The 23,396-nt window shown below is 34.4% G+C and carries 19 protein-coding genes; all 19 read left to right on the forward strand.

What is annotated here, in order from left to right:
• Window positions 1–117: 117 nt before the first annotated feature.
• The 19 genes from BN985_RS05795 to BN985_RS05885 all read left to right on the forward strand — a co-directional run bounded on the left by BN985_RS05795 (window position 118) and on the right by BN985_RS05885 (window position 23,329).
• Window positions 118–795 (forward strand): LuxR C-terminal-related transcriptional regulator, encoded by a 678-nt coding sequence (locus tag BN985_RS05795; protein WP_042221703.1) that lies wholly within the window; start codon window positions 118–120, stop codon window positions 793–795.
• Window positions 792–2,621 carry a polysaccharide biosynthesis protein gene (locus BN985_RS05800; RefSeq protein ID WP_042221705.1) on the forward strand — a complete coding sequence of 610 codons (1,830 nt, stop codon included), beginning with the start codon at window positions 792–794 and terminating at the stop codon, window positions 2,619–2,621. The genes BN985_RS05795 and BN985_RS05800 overlap by 4 nt, the downstream gene beginning before the upstream one ends.
• Window positions 2,622–2,686: 65 nt before the next feature.
• Entirely contained in the window at window positions 2,687–3,568 is an 882-nt protein-coding gene (galU, locus tag BN985_RS05805; protein ID WP_042221707.1) for a UTP--glucose-1-phosphate uridylyltransferase GalU, read from the forward strand.
• A gap of 268 nt (window positions 3,569–3,836) precedes the next feature.
• Window positions 3,837–4,205: a type II secretion system protein gene (locus tag BN985_RS05810; protein ID WP_042221708.1), complete on the forward strand. Its 369-nt coding sequence runs from the start codon at window positions 3,837–3,839 to the stop codon at window positions 4,203–4,205.
• A 786-nt stretch (window positions 4,206–4,991) separates the two neighbouring features.
• Window positions 4,992–6,107 (forward strand): DegT/DnrJ/EryC1/StrS family aminotransferase, encoded by a 1,116-nt coding sequence (locus BN985_RS05815; RefSeq protein ID WP_042222960.1) that lies wholly within the window; start codon window positions 4,992–4,994, stop codon window positions 6,105–6,107.
• Window positions 6,107–6,751: a sugar transferase gene (locus tag BN985_RS05820; protein WP_042221709.1), complete on the forward strand. Its 645-nt coding sequence runs from the start codon at window positions 6,107–6,109 to the stop codon at window positions 6,749–6,751. The genes BN985_RS05815 and BN985_RS05820 overlap by 1 nt, the downstream gene beginning before the upstream one ends.
• Entirely contained in the window at window positions 6,748–7,371 is a 624-nt protein-coding gene (locus tag BN985_RS05825) for an acetyltransferase (RefSeq protein WP_042221711.1), read from the forward strand. Before BN985_RS05820 ends, BN985_RS05825 begins: the two co-directional genes overlap by 4 nt.
• A complete protein-coding gene (locus tag BN985_RS05830) occupies window positions 7,368–8,453 on the forward strand; it encodes a glycosyltransferase family 4 protein (RefSeq protein WP_042221713.1) in 1,086 nt (361 codons plus the stop codon). Before BN985_RS05825 ends, BN985_RS05830 begins: the two co-directional genes overlap by 4 nt.
• Window positions 8,454–8,473: 20 nt before the next feature.
• Window positions 8,474–9,625: a glycosyltransferase family 4 protein gene (locus BN985_RS05835; protein ID WP_042221715.1), complete on the forward strand. Its 1,152-nt coding sequence runs from the start codon at window positions 8,474–8,476 to the stop codon at window positions 9,623–9,625.
• Entirely contained in the window at window positions 9,612–10,880 is a 1,269-nt protein-coding gene (locus tag BN985_RS05840; protein ID WP_198029973.1) for a polysaccharide pyruvyl transferase family protein, read from the forward strand. Before BN985_RS05835 ends, BN985_RS05840 begins: the two co-directional genes overlap by 14 nt.
• Window positions 10,849–11,994 (forward strand): glycosyltransferase family 1 protein, encoded by a 1,146-nt coding sequence (locus tag BN985_RS05845; RefSeq protein WP_052360621.1) that lies wholly within the window; start codon window positions 10,849–10,851, stop codon window positions 11,992–11,994. Before BN985_RS05840 ends, BN985_RS05845 begins: the two co-directional genes overlap by 32 nt.
• 828 nt (window positions 11,995–12,822) lie before the next feature.
• Complete coding sequence (locus BN985_RS05850) at window positions 12,823–14,046, forward strand: hypothetical protein (RefSeq protein ID WP_042221719.1); 1,224 nt, start codon at window positions 12,823–12,825, stop codon at window positions 14,044–14,046.
• A 577-nt stretch (window positions 14,047–14,623) separates the two neighbouring features.
• Window positions 14,624–15,826, forward strand: a complete 1,203-nt coding sequence (locus BN985_RS05855; RefSeq protein ID WP_042221721.1) for a hypothetical protein — start codon at window positions 14,624–14,626, stop codon at window positions 15,824–15,826.
• Between the two features lie 5 nt (window positions 15,827–15,831).
• Window positions 15,832–17,181 carry an oligosaccharide flippase family protein gene (locus BN985_RS05860; RefSeq protein ID WP_042221723.1) on the forward strand — a complete coding sequence of 450 codons (1,350 nt, stop codon included), beginning with the start codon at window positions 15,832–15,834 and terminating at the stop codon, window positions 17,179–17,181.
• A 110-nt stretch (window positions 17,182–17,291) separates the two neighbouring features.
• Window positions 17,292–18,665 (forward strand): UDP-glucose dehydrogenase family protein, encoded by a 1,374-nt coding sequence (locus BN985_RS05865; protein ID WP_042221724.1) that lies wholly within the window; start codon window positions 17,292–17,294, stop codon window positions 18,663–18,665.
• Window positions 18,643–19,668, forward strand: a complete 1,026-nt coding sequence (locus tag BN985_RS05870) for a GDP-mannose 4,6-dehydratase (protein WP_042221726.1) — start codon at window positions 18,643–18,645, stop codon at window positions 19,666–19,668. The genes BN985_RS05865 and BN985_RS05870 overlap by 23 nt, the downstream gene beginning before the upstream one ends.
• 76 nt (window positions 19,669–19,744) lie before the next feature.
• Window positions 19,745–21,481 carry a phospho-sugar mutase gene (locus BN985_RS05875; RefSeq protein WP_042221728.1) on the forward strand — a complete coding sequence of 579 codons (1,737 nt, stop codon included), beginning with the start codon at window positions 19,745–19,747 and terminating at the stop codon, window positions 21,479–21,481.
• 151 nt (window positions 21,482–21,632) lie between these two features.
• The gene (locus BN985_RS05880) at window positions 21,633–22,163 is read left to right on the forward strand and encodes a restriction endonuclease (RefSeq protein WP_042221730.1); all 531 of its coding nucleotides are present in this window, start codon (window positions 21,633–21,635) and stop codon (window positions 22,161–22,163) included.
• A gap of 173 nt (window positions 22,164–22,336) precedes the next feature.
• Window positions 22,337–23,329 carry a LacI family DNA-binding transcriptional regulator gene (locus BN985_RS05885; RefSeq protein ID WP_042221731.1) on the forward strand — a complete coding sequence of 331 codons (993 nt, stop codon included), beginning with the start codon at window positions 22,337–22,339 and terminating at the stop codon, window positions 23,327–23,329.
• The last annotated feature ends 67 nt before the right edge of the window (window positions 23,330–23,396 follow it).

Here is a 23,396-nt window from a genome sequence, read left to right on the forward strand (position 1 = left end):
CTGTGACTTTTATTTCCAAAAGTCACTATTATTATGACCAGGCCTTTAGTATTATAACTAGAGTAGCTTATTTTCCTAGATTAGGAAAATGTTTACGGGAAAGTTTTTACATACGAAATGTCAGCTGAGAATGAAGGTACAGATATGTTCTATGTGGGGTTTTATCAACCAAGAGATAGTGTGAGAGAGACTGCAACACAAATGGAAGAGAAACATGATATACCAGTTATGGTTGGATCAATCGAAATGCTGGCTACATGCTGTGAACTCGTATTTTTGGACCTAGAAAATCTTTCACCGACCGAAGGTGTCAGCAGCACAGAGGAATTACATAAGCAAAACGTGAAGGTGATTGGACTCGTCTCTGGTGAGGAAGAACCACTTTATTTGCTGAGTCTAGTTAAAGCCGGACTTATGAGTATAATGGAAGAGCATTCGCTCCAAGCGATAGTTGAAGGAGTGAATAATGCACAAAAGAACCATAGTATTTTGCCCATAACCTTGTTACAATTACTGAGGAATAAAATTGTCGAAATGAGTCAAGTAGAAGAAGAAGCGTTCGCACATAGGTTACTTGCATGTGGTGTTAATTTAACGCCAAAGCAAATTAAAATTGCCTTTTTAATGACGAAAGGGTTAAAGAATCGTGATATCGCGTACCTGCTTGACACAAAAGAAAGAACGGTAAAAGTACATATCAGTCATATTTATACAAAAACGGGAATAAAACGCCGAGTAAATCTTATTCATTACTTTAAGGAATTAAAACATAAAAAGAAAGGGGCATGCTTATGAATTATCGGACACGCTTATTGCTGCTGATTTTATTAGATTCGATCATTGTCAGTACTGCAATATTTATCGCATCTTGGGTTGTTTATCCATTTACATCCGTTATCAATTTTAATGCCATTATAATTAGCGCCATCGCACTTTTATTATTTCATCATTTATTTGCATTTATTTATAAGCTATATAACAAAGTATGGTCCTATGCCAGTGTTGGCGAACTCGTAACAATTGTACAAGCAGTCACGTTCTCGGTTTTAGCAGCAGGGGTTGTCATGTACTTATTCAATGACTTCGCACTCTACCGAAGAGCACTTATTGTGACATGGATGCTTCATATTATATTAATTGGTGGTTCACGCTTTGTATGGCGTATTTACCGAGATAGATACATAAAACAAGCAACGAATCAAAAGCGTACATTAATTGTCGGTGCTGGTTCGGCGGGTGCGATGATTGCTCGCCAACTTAGAAATGAACAGCAGAACACCGAACTATGGCCAGTGGCCTTTGTGGATGATGATGCACATAAACAAAAGATGCAACTATTCAATTTACCCGTTGCTGGTGGAGTGCAAGATATTCCAACTGTAGTGGAGGAGCTCGATATCGAGCATATCGTTATTGCAATCCCATCTCTACAAAATGGAGAACTGGAAAAGATTGTTGCTTCAGCTAATAAGACAAAAGCGAAGGTACAAATGATCCCGAAAATTGAGGATCTGATGACTGGAAAAGTATCTGTCAGTCATCTGAAAAATGTAGAGGTCGAGGATTTACTTGGTCGGGAGCCGGTAAAACTTGATATTAACGCAATCTCAGAATATGTAACAGGTAGCACGGTAATGGTAACAGGTGCTGGTGGCTCGATTGGTTCGGAGATCTGTCGCCAGATTATGAAGTTTGCACCAAAGAAAATCGTCCTTGTCGGACACGGAGAATTCAGCATTTATACAATTGATATGGAATTAAGAAAGCAATACGGTGACAAAGACATTGAGATCCTGCCCGTTATTGCAGATGTCCAGGACAGGGAACGCATTTTCGAGGTTGTAAATACACATAACCCAGCGATCATCTACCATGCTGCAGCACATAAGCATGTGCCACTTATGGAATACAACCCGCACGAAGCGGTGAAAAACAATATTATTGGAACGAAAAATGTATCCGAAGCAGCCGACACATTCGGTATTAATACGTTCGTACTTGTCTCAACAGATAAAGCCGTTAACCCAACAAACGTTATGGGGGCAACAAAGCGTGTTGCAGAGATGGTTATTCAGGATCTAGCAAGTAGAAGTAAAACAAAATTCGTTGCCGTCCGTTTTGGTAATGTACTAGGAAGTCGAGGCAGTGTTATTCCTTTATTTAAGAAGCAAATTGAGCAGGGTGGCCCAGTTACGGTAACTGACCCAGAAATGACGCGTTACTTTATGACAATACCAGAAGCTTCAAGATTAGTGGTTCAAGCAGGAACGCTTGCTAAGGGTGGCGAAATCTTCGTCCTTGATATGGGTGAACCTGTTAAGATAGTAGATTTGGCCCGTAACCTTATTAAACTATCAGGCTATAGTGAAGAAGAGATTCCAATTCAATTTTCTGGTATAAGACCAGGGGAGAAAATGTATGAGGAACTACTTGGGGAAGATGAAGTTCACCCAGGGGAAGTATATGAAAAGATTTATGTTGGGAGAACGGCAGTTGTTGATAAACAGCTGTTCCTTGATTTGATTGATAGGTTTGAAGGTTACGATAAAAAGGAGCTTAAGGACAAGCTTATGACCATAGTCTTTATGGAGAAAACTTATTTAAGTGTAAAAGGGAGTTAAGCCGTTAGGTGAATTCATATCAATAAAACTATTAGTCATTTTTTATTTGGATGGGGGAAAGGGTAATGAAAACAGTAAAAAAGGCAATTATACCAGCAGCGGGGTTAGGGACAAGGTTCTTACCTGCTACAAAAGCAATGCCAAAAGAAATGCTTCCGATTGTGGACAAGCCAACGATTCAGTACATTGTCGAAGAAGCCATTGAATCTGGAATTGAAGATATTATCATTGTGACGGGTAAAGGAAAGCGTGCAATCGAAGATCATTTTGACCATAACTTTGAATTAGAAGATAACTTAGTGAAAAAAGAGAAGTTTGAGCTTTTGGAAAAAGTTAATCATGCATCTAATGTTGATATTCATTACATCCGTCAGAAAGATCCAAAGGGCTTAGGGCATGCGGTATGGTGTGCACGTAAGTTTATTGGTAATGAACCATTTGCAGTGTTATTAGGGGATGACATTGTTCGTGCTGAAACCCCTGGGCTCAGACAGCTAATTCAACAATACGAAGAAACACAACAATCTATTGTAGGCGTACAGCAGGTGCCAGACAGTGAAACACATCGGTATGGAATAGTAGATCCTAGCACCATAGAAGGTCGTCGTTATCAGGTTAATAACTTTGTTGAAAAACCGAAACAAGGTACTGCACCTTCTAATCTTGCTATTATGGGTCGCTATATATTTACACCAGAGATCTTTGATTTCTTGGACAAGCAACAAATTGGTGCAGGTGGCGAAATCCAGTTAACTGACGCGATACAAATGCTAAACGAGTTGCAAAATGTTTATGCTTATGACTTTGAAGGCATGCGTTATGATGTTGGGGAGAAGCTAGGTTTTGTGAAGACCAATATAGAGATGGCTTTACAGAATGAAGAAATTAAAGATGAGTTGTTGCAGTATTTGATAGAAAAGGTTAGTGTCAATAGGGTCGGGCTTTAAGTAAGTAGCCCCCCTTTTTATGCTTTAATTAATAATTGTGACATTTATTTTAAGAATTGGTTGGCTTACCAAAGTCTTTTCACATTAAGGTGATGTCTCCTTACCTTTATCAATGGGGGCACTCGGCTGTGCTGTGGGTTAAAGAACCTTAGACACTTGTTGTCAGTAGTGTGGCGTGAGGTGGGTTAGATGCCCTGAATTTTAATTAATTTATTTAACACCTAGAGGAATTGAGCTATAGAGTTCCTATCATGTGAGGTGTGTTAAATTGATTAAGTTAATAAGTGAAATGAAGATGTATAAAGGCTTTACTTTAATTGAAATTCTTGCTCTGCTAACGATATTCTGTATTATTCTATTAATTGTTTTTCCTGTTATCTCATCAATTATTGAAAAAGGTGAAGCGAAGGTATGTGCTTCCAACAGATTTGGGTTACAAAGATCTTATGAGTTGTATTTAGATTTGGAAAGTGTATTTGATTCTGAAGTGAAATTTAGTGAGTTTACTTTTAGAAAGTTGGATAGTGTAATTTGTCCACAGTTTGGTGAGATATCTTATGCGAATGGAGATGTTAATTATAGTAAGCATCTAGATGATTCTAATCAAGGATTAAAAGAGGGGGTGCCTTTCTTGTGAAAACGGTGATTAAAATGGGGAGGGATTGGAAACAGAGATTTAGTGTTGGAATCTTTACGGTATAGGTTTGTTGCGTTGTTAGTGAGAATTATAGATTGATTGGGTGGTTATGAAATGAATATCTATTTCGTATATGGCTGATAGATTGAATAGAAATTACCAGTGTGAGTATTGGAATTCGATAAAAAACACAATATGAAATATTAAAAATGTGTTTTTAATGATGGGATATACTATATGTTGATTTTTCAACTTTATCTCATTTTGGTTATTATATAGGAAGTCAAAATGGTCTATAAATAACCACAATATTGTGTTGAAAACAGTTGATAATCGCAAAAATGTTTATCTATATAACATAATATTATTTTGTTAGTATATGAAAATATATGTCTAAAATCGGGTGTTTTGAAGTTGATTCAACGGGCTTTTTAGAGACCTAAAATATGGAAAATATTGAATGGAGTTAAGGAACTGAGTATCGCAGTTAGATTGAACGCTGGGATCCTTGCGGGATAAGGGTTTAAGGCGTTTTTAGTGAGATTTATAGATTGATTGAATGGTATATATAATAGGAAGAAACTCGGTTTTGAGTGGTTTTTTAGGGAATATCTAATTCGTATTTACTTGGTAGATTGAATAGATATTACGAGGTGGCTATTAGTAGTAGATAACAATTTTTAGTGGTTTAGTAGTTGGTTGGAGGTGGGTCTTCTAATTAAGTCCTAATCTACTAAAATATTAACTTAACAAGGGAAGGAAGTCTGGAAAATGGAATCGACAAAAGTGAAAGAAAGAATATTCCTCTCTTCACCACATATGAGTGATGAAGGTTATGAAATGCAATATGTTAAGGAAGCTTTTGATACAAACTGGATCGCGCCCCTTGGTGAAAATGTAAATGGCTTTGAAAGAGAGCTAGCTGAGAAAGTCGGTTCAAAATCTGCTGCAGCACTGTCTTCAGGTACAGCTGCTATCCATCTAGCTCTTAAAGCAGCAGGAGTCGGGGAAGGGGATATTGTATTCTGTCCAACACTTACTTTCTCTGCAACTGCAAATCCAATCATCTATCAAAATGCTATTCCTATATTTATCGATAGTGATTATGAAACTTGGAATATGAGTCCGAAAGCATTGGAAGAAGCTTTTGAAAAATATCCAGAAGTGAAAGCAGTTATCGTTGTTCATTTATATGGTTTATCCGCTGATATGGACAAGATAATGGATATATGTAAGAAACATAGTGTAGCGGTTATAGAGGATGCTGCTGAGTCATTGGGCACTTACTATAAAGGTAAGCATACTGGGACTTTTGGGGATTATGGCATCTTCTCTTTTAATGGAAATAAGATTATCACTACTTCTGGTGGTGGGATGCTTGTTTCTAATAATGTAGAACGAGTTGCAAAGGCAAGATTTTGGGCCACTCAATCCCGAGATCAAGCGAGACATTATCAACACAGTGAATTAGGATTTAATTATAGGATGAGTAATGTTGTGGCTGGGATTGGTAGAGGACAGCTTAAGGTGTTGGATCAAAGAGTTGCCAAGAAAAGCTACATTTTTGAGTTTTATAAAAGAGAGCTTGGTGGGCTTGAAGGCCTTGAATTCATGCCTAGCAATGAATGGGATGAACCAAATTATTGGTTAAGCTCGATAACATTGTCTGGTAAAGTAAGGCCTATTGATATATTTGAAGCATTGGAAGCTGAAAATATCGAGTCGAGACCCGTATGGAAACCAATGCATATGCAACCTTTCTTTGAGAAGTATGATTTTGTTGGAACGGATGTATCGGAGAAATTGTTTGGAAATGGTGTTTGTTTGCCGTCTGATACGAAGATGACAGATGAAGACTTAGAAAGAGTGGTTAAGACTATTAAAGGGTTGTGGTTAGAATAATGAAGAATTTCAATGGTGGTATTTATAGGAGATTTGTAAAAAGACCGATGGATTTTATGCTATCATTAATCGCCATTATTGTTCTTAGTCCGGTACTTCTAGTAGTTGCAATTCTTGTGAGAACGAAATTAGGTAGCCCTGTTCTTTTCAAGCAAAAGAGACCAGGGCTTAATGAAGAGATTTTTATGATGTATAAGTTTAGGACTATGACTGATGAAAAAGATGATAAAGGGGTGTTATTACCTGATAGTGTTAGGTTGACGAAGTTTGGTAGGTTGCTACGTTCTACATCTCTTGATGAACTACCGGAACTTCTTAATATTTTGAGGGGTGATATGTCCATTATTGGCCCTAGGCCATTACTGGTGCAGTATTTACCGTTGTATAACAATCATCAAAAACGACGTCATGAAGTCAGGCCAGGGCTATCTGGTTTGGCGCAGGTTAGTGGTAGAAATGCGATTAGTTGGGAAGATAAATTTAATCTCGATGTTGAGTATGTGCACAATGTAAGTTTCATTGAGGATTGGAAGATAATAGTTTTGACCATAAAAAAGGTTTTCGTTAGAGAGGGTATTAATTCAGAAACTGCTGCAACAATTGAGCCTTTTAAGGGAACCAAAAAGGAAAAAATGGAAATATGAAAAACAAACTTTTAATAATTGGTGCTAGCGGCCACGGAAAAGTTGTTGCGGACATTGCGATAAAAATGAATAAATGGCAGAGTATTGCTTTTTTAGATGACGACAAGAGCATCAAATCATCAATGGGTTTAGAAGTCATTGGGACTTCAAATGATGTTTTTACACATATAGATGAGTATGAAATATTTGTAGGTATTGGTAATAATAATACGAGACAAAGGATCTACGAAATGCTTGAAACATTTGGTACCAGTATTCCTAATTTAATTCACCCTAAAGCAGTAATCGGAAATCAAGTGGATATAGGTACAGGGACAGTTGTAATGGCAGGAGTAGTTATTAACTGCTGTACTAAAATAGGTAGAGGTTGCATTATCAACACTGGTTCTACAATAGATCATGATAATTGTATTGAGGATTTTGTTCATATTTCACCTGGAGTTCATCTAGCGGGTACTGTGAAAGTGGGACAAGGATCCTGGTTAGGAATTGGTAGTGTAGTAAGTAATAATGTGAGTATTACAAGTGGTTGTATAGTTGGTGCAGGATCGGTTGTAATTAAAGATATTGATGAACCTGGAACATATACTGGTGTTCCAGTGAGGAGAGTTAAAGCATGAAAGTTCTAGTGTTAGCAAACTTTGGTATGGGTTTATATAATTTTAGAAAAGAGTTATTAGAAGAATTGATTAAGCAGAATAATGATGTTTACATTTCTTTACCTAAGGATGAATATGTACCAAAGTTAAAAAGTTTAGGATGCAAATTCGTAGATATCCATTTAGATAGACGTGGGACAAATCCACTAACAGAATTTAAGCTATTACTTAATTATATAAAATTAATAAAAAGCATTGGGCCAGATGTTGTTTTAACATATACGATTAAACCTAATGTTTATGGTGGCTTGGCTTGTAGATTATCTAATGTTCCTTATATAGCAAATATTACAGGCTTAGGGACTGCTGTTGAAAATAGAGGGGTATTACAAAAAGTCACTTTATTCCTATATAAAATATCATTAAAAAAAGCGAAATGTGTGTTCTTTCAAAATAGAGATAATAAAGAGTTTCTTACTGAACAGAAAATAATTAAAGGCAATTATAAAATATTACCGGGTTCTGGTGTAAATCTTGAACATTATTCTTTATTGGATTATCCACCAGACGATAATATAAATTTCTTATTTATTTCACGAGTAATGAAAGAAAAGGGGATTGATCAATATTTAGATGCTGCCACTTATATAAAGAAGAAATATCCAAATACAGCCTTTCATATAGTAGGTTTTTGTGAGGAGACATATGAAGATAAACTTAAAGAAATGCAAAATAAAGGTATTATAATATACCATGGCAAACAAAATGATGTTAGGGAATTCCATAAAATATCGCATTGTACAGTTCATCCCACCTATTATCCCGAAGGTATGTCCAATGTATTGCTTGAAAGCGCAGCTTGCGGGAGGCCAATTATTACTACTAATCGGAGTGGTTGTAGAGAAATAGTTGATGAAGCTATAAATGGATTTGTTGTTCAACAGAAAAATAGTAAAGATTTGATAGCTAAAATTGAAAAGTTCATATCTTTAAGTTATGAAAAAAAGAAAAGATTGGGATTAAGTGGTAGAAACAAAGTGGAGACAGAATTTAATCGACAAATTATTGTTGAAGCGTATAAAGAACAAATAATAAATATCTAAGAAGGTAATGGTATTGAATAATGAAAAAAATCATGTTCTTGGAGTCAAGGTATGACTCCTTCTATGGCGCGCAAAAAAGTATGCTAAAACTTATACAAGGTCTTGATAGCAATAAATTCAGTTACAAAGTAGTGACAACTGGGGACGGTAAATTAATGAAAGGGTTAGAAGAAAATAATGTTCCAGTTGATGTGTTGAAATTAGGGGAAAAAGCTAATGTTTTTGGAGGAAAGGTTTTAGACTACTCTATTTTTGAAAAAATTGTAGTCATTCTTCAAATCATTATATATAACATAAAGTTGATACACTATATTAAGAAAAACAATATTGATATTGTATATGTAAATGATTTAAGGGCCTTTTTATATTCTGTGATAGCAACAAAATTGTTACGGAAAAAAAATGTATGGTATATCAGGGCTGATATTACTAATTCTTTTCTTACAAACCTGGGTCTTAGATTTTCAAATAAGATTATAACAATTGCTCATGGGGTATTAGAACATATTCCTCAGGAGAAAATTGAAAAATTTAATTATAAAATAACAAATATTTATACGGGTTTTGACTTTGATCAATATAAAATTTATGAGAAAAAAGAATCAAAAATAAACTTTGGAATATCAACGAACAAGCATGTTATTGGTTACTTAGGCTCAATAAATGAAAGAAAAGGGCTGGACGTTCTTATTGATAGTTATATTGAAGTTTCTAAAATCTATAATGACTTACACCTTCTATTAATAGGGGATGTGAGTACCGGCTATGAAGAATATTGGGAACAGCAATCGAAAAAATTGGAAAGCGAAGATGTAGCATTTTCACATCAACCTTTTAGAAAAAATGTGAGTCAAGCATTTAGCGCAATGGATACATTTGTTTTACCATCGAATTCAGAAGGGTTGCCTAGAGTAGTGATAGAAGCTATGGGGCATAAACTTCCTGTAATAGCAACGGATGTTGGTGGTACAAAAGAGGTGATACCAAGTGATGAGTTTGGCATTATAATTAGAAAAGGAAATACAAACGAGCTCATACACAGTATCAAGCTATTAAAAGAGGATAAGGTTTATAGATCTAAACTGAGCCAGAAAGGACAGGAATTTTGTAAAACAAATTTCTCTAACAATAGATTTGTCAGAGAAATTAACGATTATTTTGGGAGAATTTAAAAAAGAACTATTAGTAAGAACTCTATTAGCATTAAGTTGTGATGATTATAAAATAAAGGATTTGGTAGTTTATATGAAAAATATATTAGTATGTGGTGTAGGAAATTCAAAAAATTTAGGGGATCGTTTAATTGCAGAGACTGTTAATCTAATTATAAAAAAGATTAACAATCAATACCGGATTACAAATTTTGATTTTACTATGGGAAGCATTGATGATTTACCTAAAAAGCCTAACATTAAATTAAACTCGGAAAGTCTAATTAAAAAATTTACACCTAATACATTAAGAAGATTTAAAGTATATTCAAATTATAAAAAAAACACAGGGTTAAAGATTGAACTAAAGAAGAGAGTAATGGAATCAGACATTGTGGTTATTGGTGGGGGACAATTATTAATCGATAATTGTCTTAATTTCCCTCTAGGGATAAAAAATGTAATAGATGAGGCTAAACGGTATAATAAACCTGTGATCTTTACTTTTGTAGGAGGAAGAGCACCTTGGGGAGAAAGGGCTAAAAGCCTTTTTTTAGAAGCGCTAGAATATTCAAGTTATATCTCTGTCCGAGATAGCGATACTAAAGCATTTTTAGTCTCTCTTGATCCCGGACTCAATAAAAAAGTAATAATTACGTCCGACCCCGCTTTGTTTTTAAATGAAATGTGTTCTATTAAAAGTAATAATAATTCAAAAACGCAAATTGGACTAGGAGTTATGGATCCTAATGAATTTAAAAAAAGTAATGATTCATTTGTTAGCAGAAAAGAGTGTGCTAGGTGGTGGACATCTTTAGCTGAAAAACTAGTATCCTATGGTTACGAAGTTAATATATTTACCAATGGAGCTCCCACAGATAATGGTTTTGTTGAATATTTTTTAAAGACACAGTTGGAAAAAACAAAAGGGGTATCTATTAGAAAGTACCCAAGCAATTATGAAGAACTAATAGATGTCATATACCAGCAAGATTTAGTTGTTGCACAAAGATTACATGCATGTCTACCTTCTATTTCATTTATGAAACATACATTTGGAATTAAGTGGGATATAAAGGTACAAAGCATTTTTAAAGAGTTAGAACTTGAAGACTATTTGATTAACTTTAAAGAGAACACAGATGAGATTGCAATAGCAATTCATAATAAACTTCAAAAGAGTGGTAACTTAGATATAAAAGTTTCAAAAAATATCCAGGACAAAAAAAGGGAGATGTTAAACTTTGTCAAAGCAGGTCTTGGAGAGGAAAATTAAGGTTCTACATGTAGTAGGGAGTATGACAGCCGGTGGATTAGAAACATTAATAATGAATTTATACAGGAACATGGATAGAAGTAAGGTACAGTTTGATTTTGCTGTTCAAACAAATGAAAAATGTTTTTATGATGATGAAATTATTCAAAAAGGCGGAAAAATAATACCACACCCCAAACCAAGTGATAATCTAATAAAGTATAAAATGGCCCTTAAGGAAACTATTAAAAAGTACGGTCCATATGATGTTATACACAGCCATGTTCTTTTCTTTAGTGGAGTAGTAATTGATATTGCAAATAAAGAAAATATACCTATTAGAATTGCACATAGTCATACTTCCAATAATAGCAAGTATAACTCACTTTTGAGGAAAATGTATAAAAGGATAATGAGAAAAAAAATAATTAACAATGCTACTCACCTGATTGGGTGCTCCAGTGAAGCTTGTGAATTTTTGTTTGGAAATAATTCACTAGAAGCAGGGATTACGCGACACTTTCCTAATGCAATAGACCCAAAAAGGTTTAAAACATTAAAAAAAGATAGTAATTATCTTACTAATGAACTTAAATTACCAGATGATTCGCTGATAATTGGACATATTGGTCGTTTTACAAAGGCAAAAAACCATGTTCTTCTAATAGAAGTATTTACCGAGTACTTAAAGCGAAATGCAAATGCTCACCTAATATTAGTAGGAGATGGTGAGGAAAGAAAATGTATTGAACAATTAGTCTATGAGAATATGATAGAAGAAAATGTACATTTTTTGGGTTTAAGAGAGGATATTGAAAAGATCCTGTCAGCAATAGATTTATTTCTTTTTCCATCATTATATGAAGGGTTGGGTATTGCTTTAATAGAAGCACAAGCAGCAGGGGTGCCTTGTCTCATATCCGATACAATTCCAGTTGAAGCCGATCTAAACATTGGTCTAGCCCAGAGACGTAACCTTTCTGATAAGAATGATGAGTGGGTGCAAGCAATAGATGAGGTTAAAAAAATAGAAAGTCCAAGCTGGGATAATAGAGAATCTGCTTTAAAAGATACAGGATATGATATTAATATTAGTTCGAAAAAGTTGTTGAAAATATATAGTGGTGAAGAATAAATGGAGTTAATTATTGTAAAATAGGAACATTGTGGTCATTGTTAGGGTAACTTGCTAATGAAGTATTCGGTTTTCTGGTACTTAAAACTAGATTTTTGATCTGACTAATACGGCCTTTTACAAACTATTCACCACTGAATGTATTAACAGTGCCAATCTGTCACTTAGATTTTTCTTCTTTTTGAATAAGTTCATATGTTTCATTACCCGTCAATTAACATACGTCTGTCAAAAAGATTAGTCTATTACGAGGTTCCAATGTTTTGTTATTTCAATGAGTTTTTATCTCTATATAAAACAGGCATTTAAAGGTAGCAATTGCGTAATCTACAGTCTTGTTCTTGTAACTTTCTGAATAGGATAAGCGAAACACTCAATTAATACAAATAATTAAAAGTGGCCTTTTTAATAGCTTGTCTATGCGTTTAGGGTTACTTTTGGTTACAAAGGATTTTAATTATAATATTTTTTGCGCAGATTTCACACTAACTATATTTTTGTTTCGTTATAGCTTGAATTCAGTTTATCAATATATTTATTTTAATGGATGGTATAATTAATATCTCTCAATGGGAATCATATAACACTTGTACTCCCAATAATATTTTTTTGAGAAAAACTGGGGATTTTTCCATCTTCTAGTTTTGACATAATCACTTGGTTAGATAGGCAAACTTTACATCTTAGAGTCTTATTAAACAAACGATTAATAAAAAACGGAGAGCAATCGTTTGTTTAATAATGCTAATACGGAAGTTTGCTATTAAACCGATAAAAATTACTAAAAAAGTTGAATGACAGCAGAAGTCAACTCAGGAGTGTTTGTTTGTGGAATATATTTATAAAATAGAAAAAAATTATAGGCATTTAAAAACGGCAGCTTTTATTTTCTTTTTTGCTTATTCTATACTTTTTGTTTTACTTGGTAGGGTTCTGTTTGGGGTTGATGAAACGATTGCTATACTTATACTTACAGTAGCACTCTTACCCTTTATTTTGATGTTAAACGAAATGAAGGGTAGGAATATAAACATTATTGCTCTTATTATTCCTGGAGTAATTATGATATTAGGTAAAATAATGTATGCTATTATTTTAGACCCTTTGGCCACTTTAGATGCTACAAGATATTACGTCCAAGTTGCTCAATATCAACATAATTTTGACCAGTTTCTAGATTTCTTTTGGGCTAGTTTTACAACAGATTACTTAATGATGTCTTCGTATCCATCATTTGGTATTGTTTATTTACCTATGTATATTTTATTTAATACTGATAGCCCATTATTAATCGTATTATTTAATTCCACCAACTTGATATTAATCTCTTATTTTTCATATTTGATTACAAAAAGACACTTTTGGCAAGAGGTAAATAACACTTTATTTTCTAGATTAATTATAGCAGGGCTGTTGATTAGTCCTACTCTTATGTATTGGAGTTCCACTTTTTCAAAAGACATATTTAGTGTATTGTTAGCGATAATTTCATTGTATTTTCTATTAGACAAACGATACATTTTGTTTTTTTTGTTTCTCGTTTATTCAACCATGTTAAGGCCATATTCAATTGTTATTATTGCAATTTACTATGTGTTTTACAGAGGTTCAAAAAAATTAATGTGGATGGGGGTATTAGGCTCTACCGCAGTTGTAGCATATTATGTTGGGGTGAAAGGAGTTGTTAATATATTTAACACTCTGGCATACCTGATTGCATCACCGAATCCTTTTAGTTTAGTAAATTGGGATAGATTCTTTTTGCTTGAAGTGGAGATTTTGATTCTTTTGGGCGGATTAGCCTTATCGTTTTATGTGTTTATTAATGATAAGCAAAGTCGTAAATTTTATCTATTAGCACTAGGTGGGCTTTATATATATTCTTGTGTGATGACTCTGCTGGGATTCGGGGTAATTGATGGAAGAGAGCAGTCATATAGTTTGGGAAGCGTAGGGGACGACATGTCAAGAAAAAAACTACCTATAATAGTTTTGTATTATACTGTTATTAGCTATACGATTGTTAGGTTAAGTAAAAAGTATCATTGGTAGTTTCACACATTTAGATGATCTCTGTTTATTATTTCCGACTCAACGATTATGAAAGATATAACTTGGAATGAAAACTTTTAGATGCTGAAATATCTTATCCAAAAGAAACGAAAACTGAGATTAGAAAAAAACGTAAATTGGATATTTTGATAAGGTTAGCTGAAAAGCTTTCTGCTGGATTTCTGCACACGAGAATTGAATTTTATAGTACTAAGGAGAGTTATCTTTGGTGAGGTCACTTTCTTTCATCAAAATGGAATGAGAAAGTTTAATCCTCCTGAATTTTAAGAGAGAGTTGGTAACTATTTGAACTACCTATAAAATCCTATGATTAAGATTAGAGCTCTTTTTAATTTAGGGATTGTAACCTGCCTTAATAGTAAGTGGAAATGATATAAGTCAGACTCAAAATTTTTGTCTAAAATCTGTTCCTTCAGTTACATGTAATGTTGATACCCTTAAGCAATAAGAATTGAGACGGTGGCATTCAATAGTTATTTTTATGTAGAACTTGGTTGGGCTTAAATTATTAAATTATATAGATGATTTAAATCGGAATAAGTGGAGTGATTGATAAATGGTTATTATTGAGGAACCATATATAAAAAGAAATGGGGAATATTCCCGTTTATGTGCTGATGTTTTTATAGATAATAAAAAGTATGAAATGTTTTATGAGGTAGAAAATGAATATGAAAAGTATCTTTGCACTGAAAGAATAGATGCTTTTTTAATTGGATTACTACCGTATGCTTTAAAACATAATCTTGATATTTATTCCAAGTACGAGGTTTCTGAAAAATTATATTATCAAATTAAGACTATATTAATACCAGTATTATCAAGATATATTTCCAATTATAATACTGTAAACGTTGAGGCTAAAGTTAGTTACAAAAAATTGCCAAATAAAGGTGCTGTAGGTACAGGTTTTTCTGCGGGGGTAGATTCATTTCATACACTTTACAATAATACCAATTTAGAAATAAGTAGTTATAATATTACCCACTTAACCTTTTTTAATGTTGGTTCACATGGGTCAAAAGGAGGAAGCGAAGCAAGAAGTCTATACAGGAATAGAATGAAAAAGGCGAAAATTTTTGCTGAAGAACAAGAGTTTAAATTTGTTTCTGTTGACTCTAACCTCAGTGAAATATTAAGGCTAGAATTCGTTCAAACTCACACTTTCAGGTCATTATCTGCTGTCTTGGCATTACAAAAATTGTTTGGTGTATATTATTATTCTTCTGGTTTTCCCATAGATCAATTTTCAATAAAGGAAGATTCAACAGCTTATTATGATTTATTAAATGTTTATTCGCTATCAAATAATAATGTTTCTTTTTATTCAACTGGTTTAATTGAATCTCGCTTAGAGAAAGTAAAACAAATTTCGGAGTATAAGAAATCATATAAATATTTAAATGTTTGTGCGAAGGGGGATTATAATTGTGGTAAGTGTGAAAAGTGCAAAAGAACAATTTTAGAATTTTATTCTATAAATAAACTACAATTATATAGTGATGTTTTTGATGTAGATTTATTTAATAAGAAAATAGAAAAATATTTAGGTTTTATGATAGCTAATAAAAAGAACGAAAATTATAAAGAAATTTATATAGAATTAAAAGAAAGACATATTGAAGTACCGCTAAAAGCATACTTTTATGGAATGAGATATTTTGCTTTAAAAAAATTAAAGCTGTTACTAAGGAATAAAAAATTCAGCAGATATGTATATGATAAATACCTTAGAAAGCAATTTAAAACGGACGCCTGAATACTATGATTAGAAAAATACTTAAAAGGGTAAATATTTCAAAAAACAAAAAGAATGTTGCAAAGATTTCAACGGGAACGATGTTAGGTCAACTAATTTCTTTAATAACACTACCAGTTCTTACACGGATATACGGTGCTGAAATATTTGGTATATGGGCTTTAATACATTCACTTTCACTTATTATTAATTCATTTTCTGACTTTGGCTTATCCTATTCTTTAATGGTAGAAAAAGATAATAAAATACCAAAAGGTTATAAAATCATCTCAACTATATCCCTGTTTATAAGTCTATTGTCAAGTCTAATTCTAACTTTATTTTATGTATTTATGAACGAAGATATAATGGTTAGTTATAGTATTTTCTTTGTATTGATATTTTTAACTTCTTTCCTATCACAGCAAGTTCAAATATGTTATACATGGCTAAATAGAAAAGAAGAGTATGATGTTTTAATGAAAAATCCTATACTTAATCAAAGCATTTATAGTGTAGTTGGTATAATGTTAGGTTTTTTAGGATTTGTTCAATATGGTTTTTTTATTGCACATATTCTAGGTTCGTTTGTAACCTTAATAAATATGAAAAGTAAATTACCGAAGGGCTTAGTAACATTTGATTTTAAGGAGATATATCTATATATTAGAGAAAATCGAAAATTCGCACTTTATCAAACACCGACCAATTTCAGTAATAATTTAAAAAGTCAGACACCCACATTACTCATTAATTCTTTATGGGGATCCGAAGTATTAGGTTACTACTCAATAACTATAAGAATATTAAAAATCCCAGTAACTTTACTAGGACAGGCTATAGGTAGGGTGTTTTTCCAAGTTGTTACAAAAATGAAGCGCCAAGGGGAAGAAATTGGTGAATATGTTTTAAACAATATATTTAAGGCTATGAAGGTTTCTGTTCTTCCTATAATACTATTGGTAGCATTTGGTGATATAGTAACTGTTCTTTTTTTAGGGGAAGAATGGGTTGTTGCAGGTCATTTTGTAATGATTTTAGCCTTTCAATACTTTTTTATGTTTCTTCAAAGTTCGGTACAAGGATTAGCAATAACAATAGAAAAACAAAAATATGCAATGATAGCAAATTTATTACAAGTGATTGGAATAATAGTTTCACTCATTGTTGGAAAATACTTATTTGATAGTATATATTTAGCTTTAATACTAATGGTAATACTGTTTACTATTATTCATATATCATATTTTTGTGTACTTTTTAAAGTAATGAAAGTGAATCGATTAAGCTATGTGATAAAAGTAGTAATTAATTCGTTGATAATTATTCTTACCTCATTTATTTTAAGAAATATATTTAATTATATATTTAATTAGACATATTTTAATTTGAGACTTTAAGAAAAAGGATTGTGTTAGTAATTATGGGAACAGCATCTATTTAAGAGTATTTATCTGTTTGAGAAAATAATGAAAGGATTGTTTATATGCACAAAATAGCAGTAGCAGGAACAGGTTACGTAGGCCTTGTAGCCGGAGCGTGTTTTTCAGAGGTTGGCCACAACGTAACTTGTGTCGATATTGATGAAAATAAAGTAAAGACAATGAAACAAGGTATTTCTCCAATTTATGAAGAGGGATTGGAAGAATTGATGCAGAAGAATTATGCTGCTGGAAGAATTGATTACACGACAGATTATCAAACTGCTTATAAGGATGCAGACGCCATTTTTATTGGAGTAGGAACTCCGGAGCAAGCTGATGGATCTGCTAATCTATCATATATTGCAACAGTTGCAAGACAAATCGCAGAATCAGTTGAAAAGGATTGTCTAGTTGTCGTAAAATCCACTGTACCAGTTGGGACAAATGATAAGGTGGAGCAATTCATCAATGACTTCCTAGTTAATGATGTACGAGTAGAAGTTGCATCTAACCCAGAGTTTTTAGCACAAGGATCTGCTGTGAAGGATACCTTACAAGCTGAACGTATTATTATTGGGACGGAAAGTAAGTGGGCGGAAGATGTGTTATTGGGTCTATACGAGCCATTTAACCTGCCAATCGTATCTGTTAATAGAAGATCAGCAGAGATGATCAAATATGCCTCCAATGATTTTCTAGCTTTAAAAATATCTTACATGAACGATATCGCCAATCTTTGTGAGTTAATTGGTGCGGATGTTCAGGATGTAGCAAGAGGGATGAGCTTCGATGATCGGATTGGAAGTAAATTCTTGAATGCAGGCATTGGCTATGGTGGATCATGCTTCCCGAAAGACACCAAAGCACTTGAGAACATTGCGAAACAAAATGGCTACGAACTAAAAACAGTTAAAGCTGCAATTGATGTAAACAAAGAACAAAAGACACTACTATACAAGAAAGCAAGCAAACGTCTTATTACATTTAATGGTCTGAAGGTTGCCGTGCTTGGACTAACGTTTAAGCCAGGAACGGATGATTTAAGAGAAGCACCATCCTTAGAAAATGTTCCTCTTCTATTAGAACAGGGCGCTGATATTTATGCGTATGATCCTGTTGGTGCTGAGAATTTTGCTAAAGTTCATCCAGAAGGGCCTAAAGCAAAAGGAAGCATTACATATGTTTCAAATGCCGAACAAGCATTGAAAGATGCACATGTATGTTTTGTATTCACCGAATGGGGAGAAGTTAAAGCTGTAACTCCAGAGCAGTATGGCGAATTAATGCGTACCCCTCTAGTCTTTGATGGAAGAAATATCTATGATTTACAAGAGATGGCTATTGCAGGTGTTGAGTATCATTCTGTAGGTCGAAATACAGTAACGAAAGAAGATATAAAGGAGACGAAAAACCATGCCGTACCAAACGCTAGATAATCAAAAGACATATCTTGTTTCTGGCGCAGCAGGTTTTATTGGATTCTTTTTATCTAAGAAACTTTTAGACCAAGGCTGCAAGGTAATCGGGATTGATAATGTAAATGACTATTATGATGTGAAATTAAAGCACACACGTCTTGATCTGTTACGGCCATACGAGCAGTTCACCTTTATTGAAGGGGATATTGCTGATAAGGAAAGCATTATGAATCTATTTGCGACTCATAATCCTGATATTGTAGTCAATCTGGCTGCACAGGCTGGGGTGCGTTATTCTATCGAAAACCCAGACGTCTATATGCAAAGCAATGTGATTGGTTTTTATAACATACTAGAGGCATGTAGACAACACCCAGTTGATCATCTTGTCTATGCTTCATCTAGCTCTGTGTATGGAGCCAACAAGAAGGTACCTTTTGAGGAAACAGATTTTGTAGACAACCCAGTATCATTGTATGCATCTACAAAGAAATCGAATGAGCTTATGGCACATACATATAGCCATCTTTATAATATCCCAGCAACAGGGCTGCGCTTCTTTACTGTTTACGGCCCAATGGGTAGACCGGATATGGCGTACTTTGGCTTTGCGGATAAATACTTTAATGGTGAGGCAATCAAGATCTTCAATAACGGTGATTTTGAGAACGATCTATATCGAGACTTCACTTACATTGATGATATCGTTGAAGGTATTGAAAGATTGCTCAGCAACGCGCCAGAAGGCGATGTACAGCATAAAGTATTCAATATCGGAAACAACAGTCCAGAAAAGCTCATGACTTTTATTACCACGTTAGAGAAATGCTTAGGTAATGCTTTAGGTAAAGAAGTAGAGTTTAAGAAAGTATTTGAACCAATTAAACCTGGCGATGTACCAGCAACCTATGCATCAACAGAGCAATTGCAGAAAGCTGTTGGATTTAAACCTGAAACAACAATTGAAGAAGGTCTGCAGCAGTTTGCTAATTGGTATGTAGATTATTATGGTGTGAAGTAACCAGTGATAAGGCTGTCGAGTTATTCTCGACAGCCTATTTTCTGAAGTCTTTTTTTAAAACAAGGGGGAGTATTTAATGACTTGGCAAGAGAGCTACACAAAATGGAAACAGTTCAACCAATTAGACGAATCATTAGCATTCGAACTAGCAAACAATGAAGACAATATTTCGTTATTAGAAGAAAGCTTCTACAAGCATTTAGAATTTGGTACCGGTGGCATGCGAGGGGAAATCGGGCCAGGTACAAATCGAATGAACATCTATACAGTCCGAAAAGCAGCTGAGGGATTAGCTAGATACATAGAACAAAATGGCGAAGAAGCAAAAAAACGAGGTGTCGCTATTGCATATGATTCGCGCTTTAAATCGCCTGAATTTGCAATGGAAACAGCAAGAACACTGGGTGCACATGGCATCCAATCTTATGTCTTTGAATCACTACGCACAACACCTGAGTTATCATTTGCAGTTAGGTATTTACATGCCTATAGCGGAGTCGTCATTACCGCAAGTCATAATCCAAAAGAATATAATGGCTTTAAAGTATATGGTCCAGACGGAGCGCAGATTTCTTCCAGCATAGCTGATGAAATTATTGCAAAAGTAAATGAAGTGGATAACGAATTAACAGTTGCAGTTGAAGATGCTGAAAAGCTTAAAGCAGACGGAAAACTTGCCATGATAGGAGAGAAGGTAGACGAAGCCTATTTACGAAACCTACAAACGATAACTGTTAATCCTGATATGATCAAGGAAGTAGCAGATGATTTCCGTATCGTGTATACACCACTCCATGGAACGGGTAATATCCCAGTGCGAAAAGGATTAGAAGCAATTGGGTTTTCCCATGTGGAAGTAGTAAAGGAGCAGGAACTTCCAGATGCTAACTTTTCAACAGTCACTTCACCTAACCCCGAGGAACATGCTGCATTTGCTTTAGCCATTGAATATGGTGAGCAATATAATGCAGATATTTTACTTGGAACAGACCCTGATACGGATCGTGTTGGTGTCGCTGTTAAGAATGATCAAGGGAAATATGAAGTGTTAACTGGTAACCAAGTTGGTGCACTATTACTACATTACTTAATCACCCAAAAACAAAATCATCCCACCTCAACAGTGTTAAAAACGATTGTTACTTCAGAAATGGGTAGAGATATTGCAGCAGCACACGGACTGGAAACTATTGATACGTTAACAGGCTATAAGTACATTGGTGCATGGATTAACGCCTTCCATGAACAGAAGGATAGAAAATTCCTATTTGGATACGAAGAAAGCTATGGTTATTTAATTGGCGACTTTGTTCGAGACAAAGATGCTGTACAATCATGTCTCCTAATCGCAGAAGTAGCAGCTTATTATAAATCCAAGACAATGAGCTTATATGAAGGTTTAACCGCTCTATACGAGCAATACGGTTATTACCAAGAAGATCTAGTATCTTTAACTTTAAAAGGCATAGCTGGAGTAGAACAAATTGGTGCTATTTTAACTGATTTCCGCACAAACCCAATGAAAGAAATAGCAGGCAAGCAGGTTGTTGCGATTGAAGACTATCAAAGCAGCAAGAGCCTGAATGTAAAATTAAATCAGTATGAGGAAATCACCTTGCCTAAATCAAATGTTATCAAATATAAACTGGACAATGGAGCTTGGTTTTGCCTAAGACCATCCGGAACAGAACCCAAAATTAAGTTCTATTTTGGTGTAAAGGAAGAAACAATGGAAGCTAGTAAGAAGGCTTTAGAAGAGATGAAACAGAATGTAATGGGTCGAGTTGAAGCGTTGGTTGGTGTTGAGGCTTAGAAGGAACGGAAATTGTTTGGAAAATCTCCATCTTCATAGTAGGGTGGGGATTTTATTTAAAGATAAGGTATTCAATGGAGAAAACAGCGCTTATTACAACCCGAGAATCCTCCTACGAATATGAATAAAAAGAGAATAGGAGTGGGTAGAAATGGTAGAATTCTTTGAAGGCTTTCTACAGGGATTGCAGCTGCTTTGGTCTATTCTGACTGCTGAGCCTATATTGTTAGTGAGCTTTTTAGTGTTTTTTGGTGGTTCACTGGCAGTTGGGTTAACGGTAAGAGTAATAAGAGAGAAGAAGCTAAGAAGGTCCGGCATGCTAGAGGTTGATAAAATGTCCGGGAGAATGTTTGAGGAATTTTTACATACCTTGTTTAAGAGTAAAGGGTACACCGTGAAATTGACGCCTGCAAGAGGAGACTATGGGGCAGATCTTCTTTTAACAGGTAAAGGGAATAAAGTTGCGGTACAAGCAAAACGGTATAAGAAGAACGTTGGCGTGAAAGCCGTACAAGAAGTCGTGTCTGCTAGAAGTTATTATAGCGTAGATGAATGCTGGGTAGTGACGAACAGCTTTTATACAGAACAGGCTAAAAAGTTAGCGCGTTCTAATCATGTTCGGTTGGTTGATCGTAAGGAATTGATGGATTGGATGTTAGCAGAAGTGAAGGGTGCTAGCTAAGGAAAACTCTATACATAAATAAACAAAAAATGTCTCCCGCCCTTCAGATAAAACTTCCCTACATTTCCTAGTACAATTAAAACCATCTATAATATAATTAGAAAAGAGGCAAAGGAGCTTTTTTGCTTAAAAAAGTAATACTCAACAAATCAATCACCATGGGAGGCATTCAATTGGTATCTTCAAAAGATGTGGCTGCACGGGCAGGTGTTTCTCAAACGACTGTTTCACGTGTATTAAATACACCGGAATTAGTGAAAAAACCTACTGTGGATAAAGTTATGAAGGCAATAGAAGAATTAAGCTATGTACCAAATGGGCATGCACGTTCGCTTGTGCAAAATAAAACGAATACGATTGCCCTCATTTCAGGTCCATTACATAACCCTTTCTTTGTCGATACAACATCAGCAATTGTGAAATATGCAAATGAATTGGGGTACCGTGTTCACGTACAATTTATCAATGATGAACAAATTACAGAAGCATACGCAGCTGCCATTGAAAATAAAGTAGATGGGGTTATTTTGTCATGTATATTACTGGATGATCCGATCTTCGATAAATTAAAGCGTATGCAGATTCCCTTTATCACTTATAACCGAAAGCATAAAAGTGATGAATGGTTCGTTGAAATTGATAATTACAAAGCAGGATATCTTGCAGCACAGCATGTGATTAATTTAGGGCATCAACATATTGTTTGGATTGGTGGGCCTTTAAGCGTTAGTACGTACCTTCATCGATATAAGGGCTTCAATAAAGCAATAGAAGATAATCACCTTTCCCTTGCTGACTCAGATATATTTATCACAGACACCTCCATTGAAAGTATGCGAGATGTATTTCAAGAATTAACTAGCAGGGAGCATGTGCCAACAGCGATATGCGCTGGCTCTGACTCTATTGCCTTGGATGCGATCGACATTGCTTTACAAAATGGTTTAAACGTACCAGAGGATGTCAGTATCATCGGAATTGATAATGTAGGGATAAGTAAGCATCAATTCATTCAACTTACGACGGTAGGTAGTATTAGCGAGCAAAATCTAGGACTCGTAGCCATTAAGCGTTTAATAGAATTAATTGAAAATAAAGAAAATAGTTGCATCAAACATACAGAGTCTGTTAAACTATTTAACAGAAAAACAGTAAGAGAAGTTTAGGTTATTTTTGTTGTAAAATGAATACGTAACCATACCGCAAAATGGTTACGTATTCATTGGAGGGGCA

Origin of the sequence: Oceanobacillus manasiensis (genome assembly GCF_000724085.1) — a bacterium.
Classification (GTDB): domain Bacteria; phylum Bacillota; class Bacilli; order Bacillales; family Amphibacillaceae; genus Oceanobacillus_B; species Oceanobacillus_B manasiensis.